20 protein-coding genes are annotated in these 16,844 nt (G+C 42.5%); 16 read left to right on the top strand and 4 right to left on the bottom strand.

Annotation, left to right across the window (positions count from 1 at the left end):
- Positions 1–25: 25 nt before the first annotated feature.
- Positions 26–1,957: a PAS domain-containing sensor histidine kinase gene (locus V7O64_RS00385; RefSeq protein WP_407356057.1), complete on the bottom strand. Its 1,932-nt coding sequence runs from the start codon at positions 1,955–1,957 to the stop codon at positions 26–28.
- 56 nt (positions 1,958–2,013) lie between these two features.
- Positions 2,014–2,925 carry a hypothetical protein gene (locus V7O64_RS00390; RefSeq protein ID WP_407356058.1) on the bottom strand — a complete coding sequence of 304 codons (912 nt, stop codon included), beginning with the start codon at positions 2,923–2,925 and terminating at the stop codon, positions 2,014–2,016.
- Between the two features lie 99 nt (positions 2,926–3,024).
- Between V7O64_RS00390 and ala the strand changes: the two genes are divergently transcribed.
- The 14 genes from ala (at position 3,025) to V7O64_RS00460 (ending at position 13,582) form a co-directional block, all read left to right on the top strand.
- Positions 3,025–4,020 (top strand): alanine dehydrogenase, encoded by a 996-nt coding sequence (gene ala, locus V7O64_RS00395; protein ID WP_407356059.1) that lies wholly within the window; start codon positions 3,025–3,027, stop codon positions 4,018–4,020.
- Between the two features lie 197 nt (positions 4,021–4,217).
- The gene (locus V7O64_RS00400; protein ID WP_407356060.1) at positions 4,218–4,727 is read left to right on the top strand and encodes a hypothetical protein; all 510 of its coding nucleotides are present in this window, start codon (positions 4,218–4,220) and stop codon (positions 4,725–4,727) included.
- A 168-nt stretch (positions 4,728–4,895) separates the two neighbouring features.
- Positions 4,896–5,111 carry a hypothetical protein gene (locus V7O64_RS00405; protein WP_407356061.1) on the top strand — a complete coding sequence of 72 codons (216 nt, stop codon included), beginning with the start codon at positions 4,896–4,898 and terminating at the stop codon, positions 5,109–5,111.
- A gap of 87 nt (positions 5,112–5,198) precedes the next feature.
- Positions 5,199–5,492: an ArsR/SmtB family transcription factor gene (locus tag V7O64_RS00410; RefSeq protein WP_407356062.1), complete on the top strand. Its 294-nt coding sequence runs from the start codon at positions 5,199–5,201 to the stop codon at positions 5,490–5,492.
- A 299-nt stretch (positions 5,493–5,791) separates the two neighbouring features.
- On the top strand, positions 5,792–6,454 hold the full coding sequence (locus tag V7O64_RS00415; protein WP_407356063.1) for a PEF-CTERM sorting domain-containing protein: 663 nt from the start codon (positions 5,792–5,794) through the stop codon (positions 6,452–6,454).
- A gap of 160 nt (positions 6,455–6,614) precedes the next feature.
- Complete coding sequence (locus tag V7O64_RS00420; RefSeq protein ID WP_407356064.1) at positions 6,615–7,043, top strand: hypothetical protein; 429 nt, start codon at positions 6,615–6,617, stop codon at positions 7,041–7,043.
- Positions 7,044–7,137: 94 nt separating this feature from the next.
- The gene (locus V7O64_RS00425) at positions 7,138–8,220 is read left to right on the top strand and encodes a metal-dependent hydrolase (protein WP_407356065.1); all 1,083 of its coding nucleotides are present in this window, start codon (positions 7,138–7,140) and stop codon (positions 8,218–8,220) included.
- Between the two features lie 136 nt (positions 8,221–8,356).
- Positions 8,357–8,695: a hypothetical protein gene (locus V7O64_RS00430; RefSeq protein ID WP_407356066.1), complete on the top strand. Its 339-nt coding sequence runs from the start codon at positions 8,357–8,359 to the stop codon at positions 8,693–8,695.
- A gap of 277 nt (positions 8,696–8,972) precedes the next feature.
- Positions 8,973–9,269, top strand: a complete 297-nt coding sequence (locus V7O64_RS00435; protein ID WP_407356067.1) for a hypothetical protein — start codon at positions 8,973–8,975, stop codon at positions 9,267–9,269.
- An 82-nt stretch (positions 9,270–9,351) separates the two neighbouring features.
- Positions 9,352–10,026, top strand: a complete 675-nt coding sequence (locus V7O64_RS00440; protein ID WP_407356068.1) for a molybdopterin-dependent oxidoreductase — start codon at positions 9,352–9,354, stop codon at positions 10,024–10,026.
- A gap of 130 nt (positions 10,027–10,156) precedes the next feature.
- Complete coding sequence (locus V7O64_RS00445; RefSeq protein WP_407356069.1) at positions 10,157–10,903, top strand: ABC transporter ATP-binding protein; 747 nt, start codon at positions 10,157–10,159, stop codon at positions 10,901–10,903.
- Between the two features lie 24 nt (positions 10,904–10,927).
- Positions 10,928–11,602, top strand: coding sequence for a heme exporter protein CcmB (locus V7O64_RS00450; RefSeq protein WP_407356070.1), 675 nt, complete (start codon positions 10,928–10,930; stop codon positions 11,600–11,602).
- Positions 11,603–11,743: 141 nt separating this feature from the next.
- Positions 11,744–12,448 (top strand): cytochrome c biogenesis protein, encoded by a 705-nt coding sequence (locus tag V7O64_RS00455; protein WP_407356071.1) that lies wholly within the window; start codon positions 11,744–11,746, stop codon positions 12,446–12,448.
- Between the two features lie 42 nt (positions 12,449–12,490).
- The gene (locus V7O64_RS00460) at positions 12,491–13,582 is read left to right on the top strand and encodes an NADH:flavin oxidoreductase (RefSeq protein ID WP_407356072.1); all 1,092 of its coding nucleotides are present in this window, start codon (positions 12,491–12,493) and stop codon (positions 13,580–13,582) included.
- Here the strand turns inward: V7O64_RS00460 and V7O64_RS00465 are convergent.
- Positions 13,564–14,238 (bottom strand): HAD family hydrolase, encoded by a 675-nt coding sequence (locus V7O64_RS00465; protein WP_407356073.1) that lies wholly within the window; start codon positions 14,236–14,238, stop codon positions 13,564–13,566. The two genes, V7O64_RS00460 and V7O64_RS00465, sit on opposite strands and share 19 nt — an antisense overlap.
- A 35-nt stretch (positions 14,239–14,273) precedes the next feature.
- The gene (locus V7O64_RS00470) at positions 14,274–15,194 is read right to left on the bottom strand and encodes a bile acid:sodium symporter family protein (protein WP_407356074.1); all 921 of its coding nucleotides are present in this window, start codon (positions 15,192–15,194) and stop codon (positions 14,274–14,276) included.
- Positions 15,195–15,290: 96 nt separating this feature from the next.
- Between V7O64_RS00470 and V7O64_RS00475 the strand changes: the two genes are divergently transcribed.
- Both V7O64_RS00475 and V7O64_RS00480 read left to right on the top strand, forming a co-directional pair.
- Positions 15,291–15,959: an SAM-dependent methyltransferase gene (locus tag V7O64_RS00475; RefSeq protein ID WP_407356075.1), complete on the top strand. Its 669-nt coding sequence runs from the start codon at positions 15,291–15,293 to the stop codon at positions 15,957–15,959.
- Complete coding sequence (locus V7O64_RS00480) at positions 15,949–16,572, top strand: DUF2119 domain-containing protein (protein ID WP_407356076.1); 624 nt, start codon at positions 15,949–15,951, stop codon at positions 16,570–16,572. Before V7O64_RS00475 ends, V7O64_RS00480 begins: the two co-directional genes overlap by 11 nt.
- Positions 16,573–16,844: the final 272 nt, after the last annotated feature.

The raw sequence follows: 16,844 nt of genomic DNA on the forward strand, positions 1-16,844 counted from the left end.
CATGTACTTATACATTTGGATTACACTACATACAAAGGGGCATCGTAAAAGTAAAAGTGCTTCCTTTTCCGGGTTCACTTTCAGCCCGGATGCTTCCACCATGAAGTTCCACTATCTCCCTGGAAAGAGCCAGCCCAAGCCCTGTCCCTTCATATTTTCTTGCCTGGGACGAATCCAGTTGCACAAAAGGCTGAAATAGTTTTTCCAATCCGTCCTGTGGAATACCAATACCTGTGTCTGTAACTGATATGTGGACAAAACATTCCTTTATTTGAGCATATATGGTTACGTGCCCGTTGTCATCTGTGAATTTGATTGCATTCCCTACAAGATTATAAAGCACCTGTTTCAGTTTTGCCCTGACTGCATATACACAGTCTTTTTCAGAACCTGGCAGAATTTTTAGTTCTATGCCCCTCTGGTCTGCAATATGATACAATGTAGCAATGATCTCCCTGAATATCTCATGAAGCACAACGTGTTCTTTGTGTAGTTTCATCTTCCCGGATTCAATTTTTGAGATATCCAGTATCTCATTGATAATATTAAGCAGGTGTTTTCCACTATTTGAGATGTTCTTAAGATAGCCGGACTGTTTTCCGTTGATTTTTCCTGCAACTTCGCTGAGCAGGATATCCGAAAAACCGATAACTGAATTCAGCGGTGTCCTCAGTTCATGGCTCATGTTGGCAAGGAATTCGCTTTTGGTGCGATTTGCATTCTCTGCGGCTATCTTTGCCTGTAACATCTCATTTTCAGCTTTTTTCTTTTCCGTGATATCCATACACATTGCAAGGAATCTGTTATCAGGGATACTGACAATCTGGGTGGCCAGATAAAATACCGTCCCGTCTTTTTTTACAAAGGGAAATTCTTCAGAGATATGACCTTCAAATTGAAGTTTTTTAATAGTTTTCAGGTATATTTCTTCCTCTCCGGGTATATAGAGATCGCCCAGGTTCATTTTAAGAAGTTCTTTTCTTGAGTACCCTGATATTTTACATGCAGCAGGATTAACATCCACATAGTTGCCTGCAAAATCCATAACAAAAACAGGTTGTGGTGATGTGTTCACATATGTCCTGTATTTTTTCTCACTTTCCTGCAGTGCTAACTGTGACATCCTTTCGTTGTGTATGTCAACGGCCATTTCAAATCTTACCATGCGTCCGTCAGGCCATTCTATTGCTTTGTCGATGCATCTGTACCAGCGATGGTTCCTGGAGTTGCGGAATTCCCATATATGGGTTTGTCCCAGGTTTTTCCCAAAAATAAGGTGATTTGTACAAAAGGGGCATGGAGAATCTAAATTCTGGAGTGCACGATAGCACTTCTTTCCGATAATATCGTCACCCATCTCTTTTTTTATCACCCTGTTGGCAAAAAGCAATTGGTAACTGACCGGGTCTGCAACATAAGAAGGTTCATCAAAAGCCTCCATGACAGAAAGCAATTGTTTGTGTGCTTTTTTTAGCTCATCTTCTTTTTTCCTCTGGGCTGTTATATCCCTGCTGACCCCCATTGTACCGATAAGGACTCCCTTTTTTGTATACAAAGGTGCTTTGAATGTCTCAAATAGAGCTTCTCTCCCACCGGGGAATGTGATCAATTCTTCATTTTTACGGGACGTCCCCTGTTCAATAACAATTAGATCATCAGCACGAAACTTATCAGCATCATTCTTCGCAAAGAAATCATGATCATTCTTGCCTATTATTTCACTGATAGGAAAAGCAAGTGAACTGGAAAAAGCAAGGTTGCATGTAAGAAATCTTCCTTCCCTGTCCTTGCAATATACAAGATCAGGTACAGACATCAGCAGTCCTTCTAAAAGAGCATTGTTTTTCAGCATTTCCTCTTCTTTTTCCTTTAGAAGTATGTTGTAGGATTCTTCCAGCTCATGAATTCGCTTTAACAGCCCCAGTTTTTCCTTTTCTTGATTTTCTTTGCAAGTCATTTCTTCAGTCATAGTGATCGTGAAAGTAATCCGGATGTTTTCGTTGTCACTTTAATTCAGCTTTTCATTAATTCTAGTATATCATTCAATAGTATCAGAGTATCATTGATTTTGTAGTTATCAATGTCTTCATGTGTGGGAATATTCCGGAATGTGTGGGCTTTTGGATCGGGTTTTGGGTCTATGCTTGCAGCCATTTTTACAAGCTGGTCTATTGCTTTTGTATCTATACCCATTTCTTCCTTTTTTTCTGTCAGCATCCCAAGCAATGGTCTTATATCCATGTAGTTATTGTTGTGCGGGTCGTAATAAAGAGAGATGTTTTCTTCTGACATGGGGGTGAATCTTATCCTGATAATATCCAGCAAAAGATTCCTTATCAGTTCCTTTGACAGTAAAAGGACAGCCATGAACGAGCCGCGCTTAAAACATGAATTTATTTCCGTTCTGATCGAATTGTAATGTTCGTCTTCAAAATCGATCTCTATTAATTTATTCTGTTTTGATATTGAATACGATGGTTGTCCTGGTATCGGGTTTATCTTTACAAAACGTTCCATATCAAAGGAAAAATCGTCTGTTCTTGGAAGGGCTGCTTGCAAAATGGAATTCTGCTCTTTCACTCTTTTAGAAGTGATATTGTCCGTATAACTTTTTGGCTTGTCTTTAAAGTATATCCCGTGTATGTAATCCTGGATAGTATATGTGTATTCATTTGTCCCTGATCTTTTGTTTGTGTGGTACAGACTTTCAAACCTTACGGCCTTGTCAGGAACCATACTTCTTACAACAGGCAGGCAACGGCTGTACCATTTGTTATAATCGGCAATGAACATATTGCGTTTCTTCTGGTATTCCTGATCATTTGTCACACTCTTCTCTTCAAGAAGCTCTAGCAACTCGTTTCCCTTTTTTATTAATTCAGATAGTTCTTTCCGCGGGATATCAGTCGTTTTCAGTCCTGTCACATATTATATCAATGTATTTATTATATTTAACAGTGTATATTCAAATTCTTATATGAATAAGGTTTTATCATATCAATTATAACTTACCGGACATATTTTATGGAGTGTTTTTTAATGGATGTTCTCTGGCTTGAACAATCGGATGTCAAAAGTGTTATTGATATGTCTTTAACACTTGATGCGGTAGAGCATGGTTTTTTTGAACATGGGTTAAAGAAGGTCCAGATGCCCCCCAAATCCTATCTGTATTTCAATAAACACAACGGGGACCTGCGTACCATGCCATCTTTTATGGAAGAACAGGATATCGCAGGTGTGAAAATAGTCAATGTGCACACCAATAACAGGGAAAAAGGGCTTCCCACCGTGATGGCTGTCATTGTTCTCAACTCTACGCAAACCGGTGCTCCCCTGGCGGTCATGGATGGTACCCACATAACGGATATGCGAACAGGAGCTGCTGGAGGGGTTGCTGCAAAATATCTCGCACGGAATGATTCCCGTGTTGTGGGCATGGTCGGTACAGGTGGACAGGCCCGAACACAGTTACTTGCACTTTCAAAGGTCATGGACATTGAAGAAGTGAAGATGACATGCAGGAATATCTCCCATTGCACATCTTTTGAGAGTGACATGAAGCAGGTTATAGATGCTGATTTTACAAGTAAGGATAGTATCAGGGATGTTTGTGACTGTGATGTCCTGATCACCACAACTCCCGTACGCAAGCCTCTTGTCATGTCTGAATGGGTCCGGGAAGGAACCCATATCAATGCAATAGGTGCCGATGCCAGAGGCAAGCAGGAACTGGATCCTGCTCTGCTGAAAAGATCAACTATAATCGTGGATGACATTGTGCAGGCGTCACATTCGGGTGAGATCAATGTTCCTTTTTCAACAGGTATTATTTCACAGTCAGATATCCATGCAGAGCTTGGTGAGGTAATTGCAGGAATTAAACAGGGAAGGCGATCGGATGATGATATTACTATTTTCGATTCCACCGGACTTGCGATTCAGGATCTTGTGACTGCCAATATGGTCTATATGAGGGCCGTTGAGCTAGGTATCGGGAAGAGGCTCAAGTTGTTCTGAGCATTTTGCAGGATTACAAATGATTTTGACGTAATGTACTTCGAAACGATTTTACCGGCTGTCTTTTATTGCGACTGCTGAAAATCGCTATTTTTCAGATGTTCTTCCCAAACTTTATATATGACACTATCATACATATGTAGTGTTAAGACTACATATGCAGGTATATTTTTCCGGTATGTTATGAAGGTGCAAATATGAAACGAACAACGTCAATACTTCTTGCAGGTATGCTCATTGCAGCTATAGCAGGGATAGGAATTGTAAATGGGGCAGTGGTTGAGCAGGATGATACCACTTTCTTTGGACAGATGCACAAATGGGCAGTCAGCAGAATTGGATATTCCAATGGATATGGCTATGCTAACTGTCCTGTCTATGGTACATATGCATGTACATATGCATCTGAAGGGGTAAACGTTATTGAACCTGCAGTCACCACCATTGATGAGGCTATCGATATAGCAGCAGATGCGACAGGACAGGAGATAATAGGTTCTGATGTTTACCAGATGGGCAGATGGTGGGTATTCAGTTACATGGATGACGAAGGAATTCTCAAGCAGGGGCGCATAGATGCATATACAGGTGATGTCATTGTTGACCTGTATGCAGTTTCTGCATATCGGGGTCAGTATTATAATAGTGGACGAGGCATGATGCGTGACAGTGGCTATGCAGGATGTGGCGGAACTTACAGGTACTGATCGTTCATTACCGGTCGTTCATATATTTGCAGGTACTTTTTAAAACTATTCAATGATCAGACCCTCAATGATCAGATAGGGAAGGAATGTCGAAAACTAATAATACACCCTTCCCATATACTCTTTATTAAAAATATTAAAATATGATATTCAAGGGTGAAAATCAGAATGATGATGTATGGTTATAACACCGGTTCTATGCTTTTGGGTCTTCTTTTGAACATCATACTCATACTGGTAGTTGTCTGGGTGGCTGTAACACTTCTAAACAGGGCCGGTTCCGGTTCATCTGTTAATAATGAACGTCTTGCAAGGCTGGAAAAGGATGTCGAGGACATCAAACAAATGGTCCGGGATATAAAAGAGAAGCTTGATGATATCTGAATCCCTATAAAGCAACACAATCAACAAAAGCCGGAAAATAACAATATAATAGTAAATATAATAGCCAATATAATAGCAGGTTCCCGGATGACAAAGACACTTCAGCAGATAATTACCATCGGAGAAGCTATTTCACATCCTGTAAGGTTGAAGCTACTATATCTGCTCTCAGAAAGAGAGCGATACATATATGATCTGGCAAAGGACCTGGATCTTTCCAGGCAGGTGGTGCAGTTGCACCTGAAGAGACTGGAAAGTGCAGGGTTTGTTGAAAGTGATCTTCGTCTTGAAGATAATGATAACAGGGCAAAGAAATTCTTCAGGCTGAAAGAATTCGATGTAAAGCTGGATCTTAATGACCTGGGCAGGATATTTGAATGAATATGTCCCGGTTTTTTATAGCTGCACAAAACAAGAATATGACATAACAATAAATACAGTATCTGTAATTTGACCTGAAATCAGAACCTATCGCTTGAGCATGTTTTCTAATAAGGTCCATATGCACATCTATAATTATATCATACTAACTAATTTTTAATGGTGCACAATATCACAAGTTTTATATACCATCTTTACTAAGTGTAAACTGTTGAAAATAGTCAGATGAAAGAAAGGAAGCAGCACCAGGACATAAAGTGCATTCTTTTCAGGCATCTGTTCTGAATTGGTGGTACAAAATGAAAACAGGATTCAATTCTATTAAGAGAATCTTTATTCTCTCTATTGTAAGCATATTTCTGCTTGCAGCGACCATGTCGATCACAGCTGTCGCAGAGTCGGACAACATGGTCATAATCCCTTACGGTGATTCCGAGTACAGATATATGGTCGTGGATCAGGGAGAAGGTACTGGTTTTGAGCTTACGGACTTTGATGACTCCAATTTCCTGACAGGAGATGCTGGTTTTGGTTCAATTTACTCCGGCTGTCTGCTTACCAGTTCTGATTATGTCAGTACTGAATGGGCATTGAACTCCGATATACTTGTCAGGAAAGAATTCTATCTGCCGGCAGGTGCAAGCAACCTGAAGGTCTTTGTTGCCATTGACAACGATGTTCAGGTATTCGTTAACGGAGTGGACATTTCCGGCGGATTGCAGGTTCATGAGGGTTGTCCAAGCTGGAACAGCTTTGAGTTCCAGGCCGATGACGACCTGTTGAACGCGGGAACAAACCTTATCGCTGTGCGTGGAAGGGATCGTGGCGTTGCGAGTTTCCTTGACATAAAAGTGACTGCAGATACTCCGCATCAGGAGATTCCCGAATTCCCGACAATTGCTTTGCCCATAGCTGCAATTATTGGATTGGCATTTTTCTTCCAGAGAAAAAAGGATGAGTAAGGAATAACCTTACTTCTTTTATTTTTCATTGTTCTTTTTTGTGAAGAAGCATCTCTTAGCTCGGGCTGTCCTTATTCTGTAGCGTATGCATATATCTTTCAAAAGCTCTCATATACGATGAAGTACAAACCTTCAGAGCAATATGCATTAGAGGGATAGCATGGCAATGAAACAGGAAGAATTCTGGGAAAGGGATAACTTTCTTATTGTGACAGATGGCAGCAAACCAGCTATTAAATGGACTATAGATGAGCTCAGGAAAAGGGGAAAAACTGTCCATGTGCTTGACTACTCTGAAAAACCGGCAGAAGGGTCCATACAAGAGATCGTATCTGTACCTGCCGGTGTAAGGAATGTTGTCATGGGTATCACTAAAAAAGAGCCTGCTGTGGTCATAAGGGAACTTGCGGAACGTGGGATATCTGATTACTGGGTTCACTGGAAGACCGATACATGTGATGTCAGGCATCTTGAATACGAACCAGGCTTGAAAATCATGACCGGAAGATGCCCTATGATGTATCTTGGCAGCAATGCAAGTATTCACGGATTCCACAGGCTTGTTGCAAAGATGCTTGGAAAATATTGATGGGTACTTAATAATCCTCTTCAAAACACTCAAATGAACATCCACACTTCCTCATGATCTCGATCTCTTCAGATCTCTTCACAAAGGAGCTAGCATGGTAAATACCCTTTCTCACCTGGGAATCGGTCTTTTGATAGCCTCAGCCGCAGGGCTGAACAACAGGCAGGTCCGGATAGTTGCCTTCATGGCAATACTTCCCGACCTTGATTTCATACTGAGTGCTCTGTTGCTCGCTATCGATCAGGACCTGACCCATCAGTCCTACAACACTTTTTTCTATCTAATGGGGCATCGTGAGTTCATGCACTCAGTCCTTTTTGCATTAATTGTGACCGCATACATAGGTTTCAAAGAAAAAGACCTTAAATTGACAATAGCTTCAGGTGCTGCATTATTCAGTCATATATACCTTGACTATGTCACAAGCTGGAAGATGAGGCCTTTCTTTCCTTTCGTCACCGAAGCTTCCACTATAGGAGCAATTGATTTTTTCGATCCGGTTGTCACAATTATTTCTTTCATACCTATAATCTATATTCTGGCAGAGCATGCCAGAAGCAACAGGAACAATGGTTTTACAGGAATCAAAAGATTCAACGGGTTTTTGAAGGACAGCAATAACTGGTTCCATGGGATTTCAACAGGAAAACACAGAACACTTTACAGGAATCTTCTTATTGTGTTCACAATATGGTGTTTGTTAAACCCTGTTGCAAAAGCAGTTCTCATAAACCATGTTGAAAACACCGATGGCGTTGATGTGGATTATCAGGATTCCTACCCCATATCACCTGGAAGGTTCCTGTCTGCATATTCATACAATGACACCCATTACCGGGTATTTACTTTTAGCTACTGGGAAGGTATCGAAAAGGAGACATTCGTCCCAAAATACCCGGATAACAAAAGTGAATACACAGATTACATTCAAAGGACCCGGATACTTTATGAAGGAAGCCTGCCAGGTGAAGTGGACTATCCGGTCTATAATGTGTCGGCTTCTGATACTGATATTACAGTAACCCTTAGTGATGCAAGGAATATTTATGCGCAATACTGGGCATACTTTAACACAGAGTATGTGTTCATTTTCGACAAAGATACTGAAAGTTATCAGGTATATCTTAAAAGACATGGCCAGAATGGTAAATCAGTGCCTATGAACTTGTTTGAATAATCGTATGAACACGGAGTCCCATATTGAGTACATGCTATTTTTATTTCTGTACATCTTTCTAAAAATACCTACAAACTCCTTATATACGAGTTCACGATAACTATCAATTGCAATCAATTGCAAGGAGATTGTGATCTTGAGGGAAAATGAAAGTAATATGGTTATGGATATCAAAGTCCATGAATTTGTTAACAAGGATACATGGAATCTGCATCTTGCTCTTCATGCTAACAATGTGTTGCTTGGAGTGGCTTTTGCAAACCTTGGTAGTTCGAAATACGATAATGAAACCGTGGTAGCGGCCATACAAAGCCTGAAGAATGAATATTATAAGGCAATTGGCTCGCCCATGAGATATCAGGATGGAAGGCTTAGATTCCTGCCTGCCGACCCTGGTATAATAGCAAGAGAGTCACAGAATAAACCTGAAATCGAGGTAAAACATGTTCCCCGTACTGGTGACGCAGTGGCTTGATCACATTAATATAAATGCTGGCTTCAACGATCCCCTCAGATAATGCACCCTCTTGCATTAATAACTTGTTTGCTTTCAAAATGCCAGCATTTATATTTCACTTAAAAATCATTTACATTTGATCAGTGAAAGCAAACATATGATCTTATTTTTGGGTTTTGGGATTTCATTTCTATTCTTCACTTCAGGGTTCTTATATATTCTCATATTCCATTCACTTTTGCCACAATACTTTTAATACTATGCTCTCATACACAATTAAAGGAGGAGCAGGATAATGCTGGATGATGATCTGGATAATATGATGTGTGCAAGACCTTCTGAAAGGGAGCGCGTAAAAACCGAACATGAACTTGCCCATAAAGCAGCCTCTCATCCCATAAGACGGCAACTGATCAAGGAAATTGGTGCTTTCGGGGCTATGAAGGCCGAACTCCTTGAAAGGACAGAACTTGATGAGAAGGTGTTCAAATACCACACTGAATTTCTGATAAACGGTGAATTTCTCAACATCATCGAAGATAAGTATTTTCTCAGTGATAAGGGCCTTGAACTGCTGGCCATTATCAAATGAACCGGAACAAAATAAAACGGACAAGATTCCGTAAGGTCACTGAAAAAGATCTCTCACTGGAAAAAAGAAGGGAAGTCGTCTCATGTTTGTTAACATTCCGGGAACTGCTGTGTTGATTACCCTCATCTTTATGCTTTTTATACTGGTACCTGGTTGTGGCTGCATCGAAGATCAGCAACATACTGCCAATATCTCCGGGGAGACAAGTGAGTTTGAGGGGAAGATGCTTACTCCCATTTCTAAACAGCGCAACAATGCCATAGAGGGTACCCAGTATATAGACAGGGATTCATATGAACTGCATATATATGGATTGGTTGACAGGCCTGTTAATCTGAGCTATGACAGGCTACTGGCTTATCCTTCTGTTACCAGGTTCGTTCGTCTGGACTGTGTTGAAGGCTGGGGTTTTGATGCGAAATGGACGGGTGTATCGCTTAACACTTTGTTCAATGAGACAGGAGTCGACAGCGCAGCCACTACTGTGATATTCTATTCGGCTGACGGTTATTCAACCGGACTTGATCTTGACTACCTTGTTGAAAACGATATAATGCTGGCTTACAGGATCAACGATGTAACACTACCGGCAGACCGGGGTTTTCCTCTTCAGCTTGTAGCAGAAGGCAAATATGGATACAAGTGGGCAAAATGGATAACTTCCATAGAGCTCACAGACGAATCATATAAAGGATACTGGGAAAGCGTAGGGTACAGCAATAATGCAGATGTTGGCGGACCAGCCTTTGAGAGATGAGCCTTAAAACAGATTCTTGCCATATGTCCTCAGTTCATGTTCTTTTATGTTTTATCTTTTTGAATATTCCGCAGAGCATCCTGTGATCGGGACAAAACGTTAATCTATATAAGCCGTAAATATAACCCCAATGGATCCTATCATTTCAATTACCGGTCTTTCAAAGAGTTTTGGTATGCGCAGGGCACTGAACGATATCGATCTGAAGATACAGAAAGGTGAATTCGTTGCCATCTTTGGTCCCAACGGGGCAGGTAAGACCACTCTTATGAAGATAATATCAACTGTAACCGAACCAACAAGGGGTTCTGTATCCATTGATGGGATAGACAGCAAAAAAGATCCCAACGGTATAAGAGGAATGATAGGTGCAATATCCCATGAGACCTACCTTTATGATGATCTTACTGCAAAGGAGAACCTTTTGTTCTTCTCACGTATCTATGGTATGGAAAAAAGCGTTATGGAAGAGCAGGTGGGTAAACTCCTCAAAAATGTCAAACTCTACAACCGTGCTGATGAGAGGGTCGGCTCTTTCTCAAGGGGGATGAAACAGCGACTTTCCATCGCAAGGGCTTTACTGCACAGTCCGGCAATATTGCTGATGGACGAACCATATACAGGACTTGACCAGCAGGCTGCTGAGAATTTCGAGCGTGTCCTTATGAACACCGGAAGTTCTGAAGTTACCAGGATAATGATCACCCATAATATTGAAAGGGCTTTTGAGCTGTGTGATCGCATGCTTATAATGGACAGAGGGGAGATACGCTTTGATAAAATGAAAAAGGATATCTCCAGTGCCCCGGGATTCAGGCAGGAGTATCTTTCCATAGTAGAAAGGGATATCGATGAAGAAGGCATGAGCAATTATTAAGGCAGTGAATGCAGCGTGATACCTATGATAAAAAGCATCCATATTGCAGCAAAGGACCTGAGGACTGAGTTCCGTACCAAGCAGATGCTCAATTCCATGCTTATCTTCTCAATGGTTGTAATTGTGATATTCAGCATCTCCTTTGGTGAGCTGCTGGGCCGGCCGGAGATGGTCGCACAACTTGCCCCCGGTGTGCTCTGGATAGCTTTCACCTTTGCAGGCACTCTTGGACTCTCGCGTGCCTTTGCAGGGGAGATGGAGAACGGATGCCTGGAAGGCCTGAAGCTCTCACCCATTGACAGGAGCTCTATCTATACCGGAAAGACAATATCGGGAGCATTATTGATGTTTGTCGTTGAATTACTGACAATCCCGATATTCATCGTACTGTTCAATTACAGTATAACCGGCATCTTCGGGCTTGCAGTGGTCATCTTTCTTGGAACTGTGGGTTTCATGAGCGTGGGCACCCTGCTTTCAGCACTCACGGTCAGTACCAGAACAAGGGAGATCATGCTCCCAGTGCTCCTGTTGCCGCTTATCATTCCGGTAATTATCCCTGCGGTCATGGCAACCGGAAAGATCCTTGCAGACGGGAACATTGCTAATATAATGACCGAACTTCGCCTGCTCCTCGTATATGACCTGATCTTCCTTGTTGTCGGACAACTGGTCTTTGAATACACTATAGCAGACTGAAGCAGACGGAAAGATACTGAAGGCTTCTGCCTGTTTTTAGCGGGGAACAGAACTATCATGGTCCCGGTATTGTGCAGTCCAGATGAACAGCCTTGTGAAAAACATTTAAACAGGCAGTCACAATAAGGCAGAGGAACAAATATGCTGATAAACAGGAATAAAGAAAGGATAATTGCCGCTATCACGGCACCTGTCATGTTAATTTCAATATGGATGATCTTTTTCTACCTGCCACCTATGAAAGGGAATGCCGGTGAGATACTTGACAGCAGTTTCAACATATTCTATTTCCACATGCCCATAGCAATTGTGGCCTACCTGGCGTTCACATTGGTATTCATCGCAAGTATCATGCAGCTTAAAGGTAACAGCAGGATATGGGATATCACTGCCCACTCTGCAGCTGAGGTGGGTGTTGTATTTGCTTTCCTTGTCCTTGTCACAGGTTCCATCTGGGCAAAAGCTGCATGGGGCTGGTACTGGATATGGGAGCCAAGGCTTACGACATCACTTGCACTCTTCCTTGTATACCTTGCCTACCTGATGCTTCGCCAGGCAATTGAGGATCCTGAGAAAAGAGCGCGCCTTGCGGCTGTCTTCGGGGTGCTGGGTTTCCTTTCAGTTCCCTTAAGTTTTTTCTCGATACGCCTGTGGCGATCAAATCACCCGCTGATGTTTGGCGGTTCTTCATACGGAAGCAGCGGCGGAGGTCTTGAAGGCAGTTCACTGCAGCTTACACTGGCAGTCAATATGCTGGCATTTATGCTGCTGTTCATATCGATGCTTATCTACAGGATCAACAATGAGGCTTTGAAGGAAGAGATAGAAGAGTCCGCGTATGCATGAGCCTAAGAAAAACATATAAGCCAGCTGCCTTAATATTCCTGTATGTTGTTCAAACCGATAAGACTGGGGAATATTGATGTACCGAACCGTTTTGTGCGCTCTGCAACACATGAGTGGATGGCAGAACCTGATGGCACGCCAACTGACAGGATAGGTGACCTTTATGAAGAGCTTGCGCGCAATGAAGTGGGGCTCATAATCACAGGATATGCATACGTCAATCCGAAAGGTAAAAGCGACCATCTGCAGCAGGGTATCTATGATGACAGGTTCATAGGGCCTTACAAAAAGATAGTCTCAAGGGTACACAGGCACAAAAGCAAGATTGTGATGCAGATAGTACATGGCGGCAGGCAGACCATGCTCAGTGCCCAAAACCCAATTATGCTTGCACCATCTGCGGTGACCATCACCACAAGCGGAATAACTCCTGAGGAAATGACAGAAGCAGAGATACTCAATACGATAGAGGACTTTGCCAATGCTGCAAGACGGGCAAAGGAAGCGGGTTTTGACGGGGTTCAGTTGCATTGTGCCCACGGTTTTTTGCTCAGCAATTTTATTTCCCCCTACACCAACAGACGTAAGGACAGGTGGGGCGGTTCCACAGAGAAGAGGACCCGGATAATTACAGATATCATTACACGTATACGGGAAATGATCGGTGAGGAATTTCCCATTCTTGTAAAACTGAATGCAACCGATGGTTTCCCTCCGGGAAGGAAGAATGTCCTCGATTCTCCGGAATGTATTGAGATAGCAAAGATACTTGCTGCAAACGGTGTCTGTGCCATCGAGGTAAGTGGCGGTATCGCTGAGGCCGGGGATGAGCTGTTCAGGACAAAGATAGACAGACCGGAGGAAGAAGCCTATTACAGGGACTACTCTAAAATGATAAAGGAAGCTGTGAACATTCCGGTGATCCTTGTGGGAGGAATACGTTCAAGAGCTGTTATGGAAAAGATGCTTGCAGAGGATTATGCAGACATGATATCCCTGTGCCGGCCGCTTATATGTGAACCGGACCTTGTTGTAAAGATAAGGAGCGGTGAAACAGATGTGGCAAAATGTGTGTCATGCAATTTGTGCTCCGATGAGACCGGGATAAAATGCAACTATGATTTTGCCGAATGATTACAGTTGTATGAGTGTTCAAGTCCGAGCAGGAATTCTATCAGGCGCTTGTGGTCCTCTATGACAATGTCTGCCTGATGGAATTTCCCGGGATCAAGGTATGTTGGTACTGCTACGCAGCACAAACCCGCCCTTTTTGCGGCCTCAACGCCCATGGGGGCATTTTCGATCACAATGGCTTCATGGCTTGAAATACCAAGCATTTCTATGGCTTTAAGATATGGATCAGGTTCAGGTTTTCCACGCTGGACATCATCTGCTGTGACAAGTCCTCTGAATATCCCCGGATATTCGGACCGGATTATATCCTGCACTATCGGCCTGTCAGAGCCTGAGACTACAGCAAGGTCGAATTTATCCTTAAGATATAAGAGACACTCCTTCATCCCTTCAAAAACCCTGAATTCCGCTATCCTGTTGAATTCCGCAATATATCTCTCAACGATATCCGGGATGTCAAATCCGGATGCATCTTCGCTTCCCTTCTCAAGCAGGAACCTCATGATGTCAACGGTTCTTTCTCCTTCCCTCTCAAAGATGTCCTGCTTATCCATCTCAACCCCTATCTCATCAAAGATATGCTGTACAGCTTCCGCATGATCTGACATCGAATCAACCAGCACACCATCCATATCGAATATTATTGCCTTTAACAAATCATCACCGTTTGAGCAAAGCATCGGTATGCATTCTATAAACCTTTTTTCTCCCTATCTGATGACCAGTATGCAGCCAGTACCGAACCCATGATGTTGTGCCATATACTGAACAGGGCACCTGGGAGGGCAGCCAGGGGTGCGAAATACTTTACAGCAAGAGCTACACTCAAGCCCGAGTTCTGCATCCCGACTTCAATTGCCAGAGTCCTTGCATCAATTTCATCAAGTCCGAGAGCCTTTGAAAGGAAATATCCTCCGGCAAAGCCCAGGCCATTATGGAAAATGACTGCCACGGCAACCAGTTTTCCGGCGATCAGGATGTTATCCTTGTTAATTGCAATAATTATGGCAATGATAAATACGATAGCAGTTACCGACAGAGCCGGGAATGCATTCCTTAACCTGTCAACATATTTATGGTAAAGTGTGTTCACTACTATGCCAAATGCTACCGGAATGATTACGATCTTTATGATGCTGACCATCATGCTCCCTATCTCCACATGTACTGCCTGTCCTATGTAGAGCCAGGTCAGTGCCGGGGTCAGTATGAATGCCAGCAAGGTAGAAACAGATGTAAGTGTTATCGAAAGGGCCACATCACCTTTTGCAAGATAGCAGATGACATTGGAAGCAGTTCCTCCCGGGCAGCAGCCCAGCAGTACAAGCCCGGCCATTATCTCCATAGGAAGGTCTAGCATCAATGAAAGAGCAAAGGCAATAAAAGGCATCAGAAGGTATTGCATGCCAGTCCCGATAGCAATTACCCGGGGTCTTTTGAGCACGAGCATAAAGTCCTTTGCCGTAAGAGTGATCCCCATACCAAACATCACAATTCCCAGCAACGGAGTTATAGCTGCGCTATAGGGGGAGAAGGAGGCAGGGTAGGCAAAGGCTATCATTGACATGATGATGGCCCAGAGGGGAAAAAGTAATGTGAACCTTTGTAGCATTATACACTCCTGATAGACGGCTTCTTAAGTTACTGCAAATTTGCCTGTAGTTTGAAACTGATACTATATATAGTCCGGTTCCTTATTACTTGAATCATGAGACTGGATGCATACCTTGTTGAAACAGGATTCTTTAAGTCACGTGCAAGGGCCAAGACTGCCATACTCAACGGAAATGTGCGGGTTGACAGTATCGTTGTCAAAAAGCCCTCAAAGGATATCATCACTGATTCTGAGGTTGATGTGGATGAAGGACTTGATATGCCCCGCGGTTACTTCAAGCTCAAAAGGATCCAGGATGCAAGCGGTTTGATATCTCCGGGAGACCTGGTACTTGACCTGGGGTCCAGTGCAGGAGGATTCCTCATGATGGCATCTGAGATCGCTTCATCTGTAAAGGGTGTGGAATTTAGCAGGGACTTTGATAATGAACTTGCTAAAGTTATCAGTGAAAAGGGCAATGTCTCTGTGATGTTTGGGGATGTGTTCCGGATACCACTGGCGCAGATGTCACCGGAGAAGGTGGATGTTATCCTCAGTGACATGACACTTGAACCAATGGACTCACTGGCAGCCCTTGAGAGAGTGATTCCATTATTGAAAGATAACGGAAAATTGCTTCAGGTTATAAAGACAGAGAAAAAACAGAACCATAGATCCCTAATAGAAAAGATCGAGTCTCTGGGCCTGGAAAATATAAATGTGCTGGGATCGGATAAACAGGAGATATATATCATTGCACGCAAGCCCGTGGATGGCAAATAAAGGTAAAAGGGTCAACATGTCATACAGGATACTTGGAGAAGGAAAACCTGTCAGGTTGTTTGTGGCAGGTCTGCATGGTGATGAATGGAAGGATACATCTGATATCCTTGAAAACATTGAGGCCCCGCAGACCGGAACACTTGCAGTTATTCCTCTTGTGAACAGGAGTAACTATATTTCAACACTTGATGACAGATATTTTACGGAAATCGGGACCTCCATTATTGCAGCTGTGGAGGAATTAAAACCTGAAGTCTACATTGAGATCCATTCCTATTCTGCTGAAAATCTCAAAAAGCTTACCGAACCTGAAAGACTGAACCGTATAGGTGTGCCTGCCTTCAGCAGACTTGATAATGATGTGCTTCTGGGCTCGGTCTCACCCTACATTCGCAGGAAATACTTCCCTCAGGAGGCGCTCTGCCTGACCTTTGAGATACAGAAAGATAACAATCTTTCAAAAAAATATGCAATGAAGATAATGGAAAGAATGAAGGAGTTCACCTCAAAAGAGGACTTCCTCGATTGTATGCTCAAAAGGTATCCACTTCAGGCACAAAAGGCTATTGAGGATTACAGGAACTTCTATGGTTTATCCCATGAGGAAATATAGCCTGGCATGCTGGTTAAGGACAACAGTAATAGTGGGTCAGAGGTTAATGATCTTCAGAAAGGAACATTCTCCTGGGATTTCTGATGAGTTGCGATAGCTATAATCTCATTATATATTCTATATCATATATTGTTCATTATATATGCTGTTATATGCATTATCTTTTATGGCTTTTTAATAAACATGTACTCCTCTGTTATTGTCATGATGGATTGTAATTATGGATTGTAATTATGGGATTCATATGAGATTTTGTTACAATCTGCAGTAAT

The sequence above is a fragment of the Methanolobus sp. WCC5 genome (assembly GCF_045690325.1).
Classification (GTDB): domain Archaea; phylum Halobacteriota; class Methanosarcinia; order Methanosarcinales; family Methanosarcinaceae; genus Methanolobus.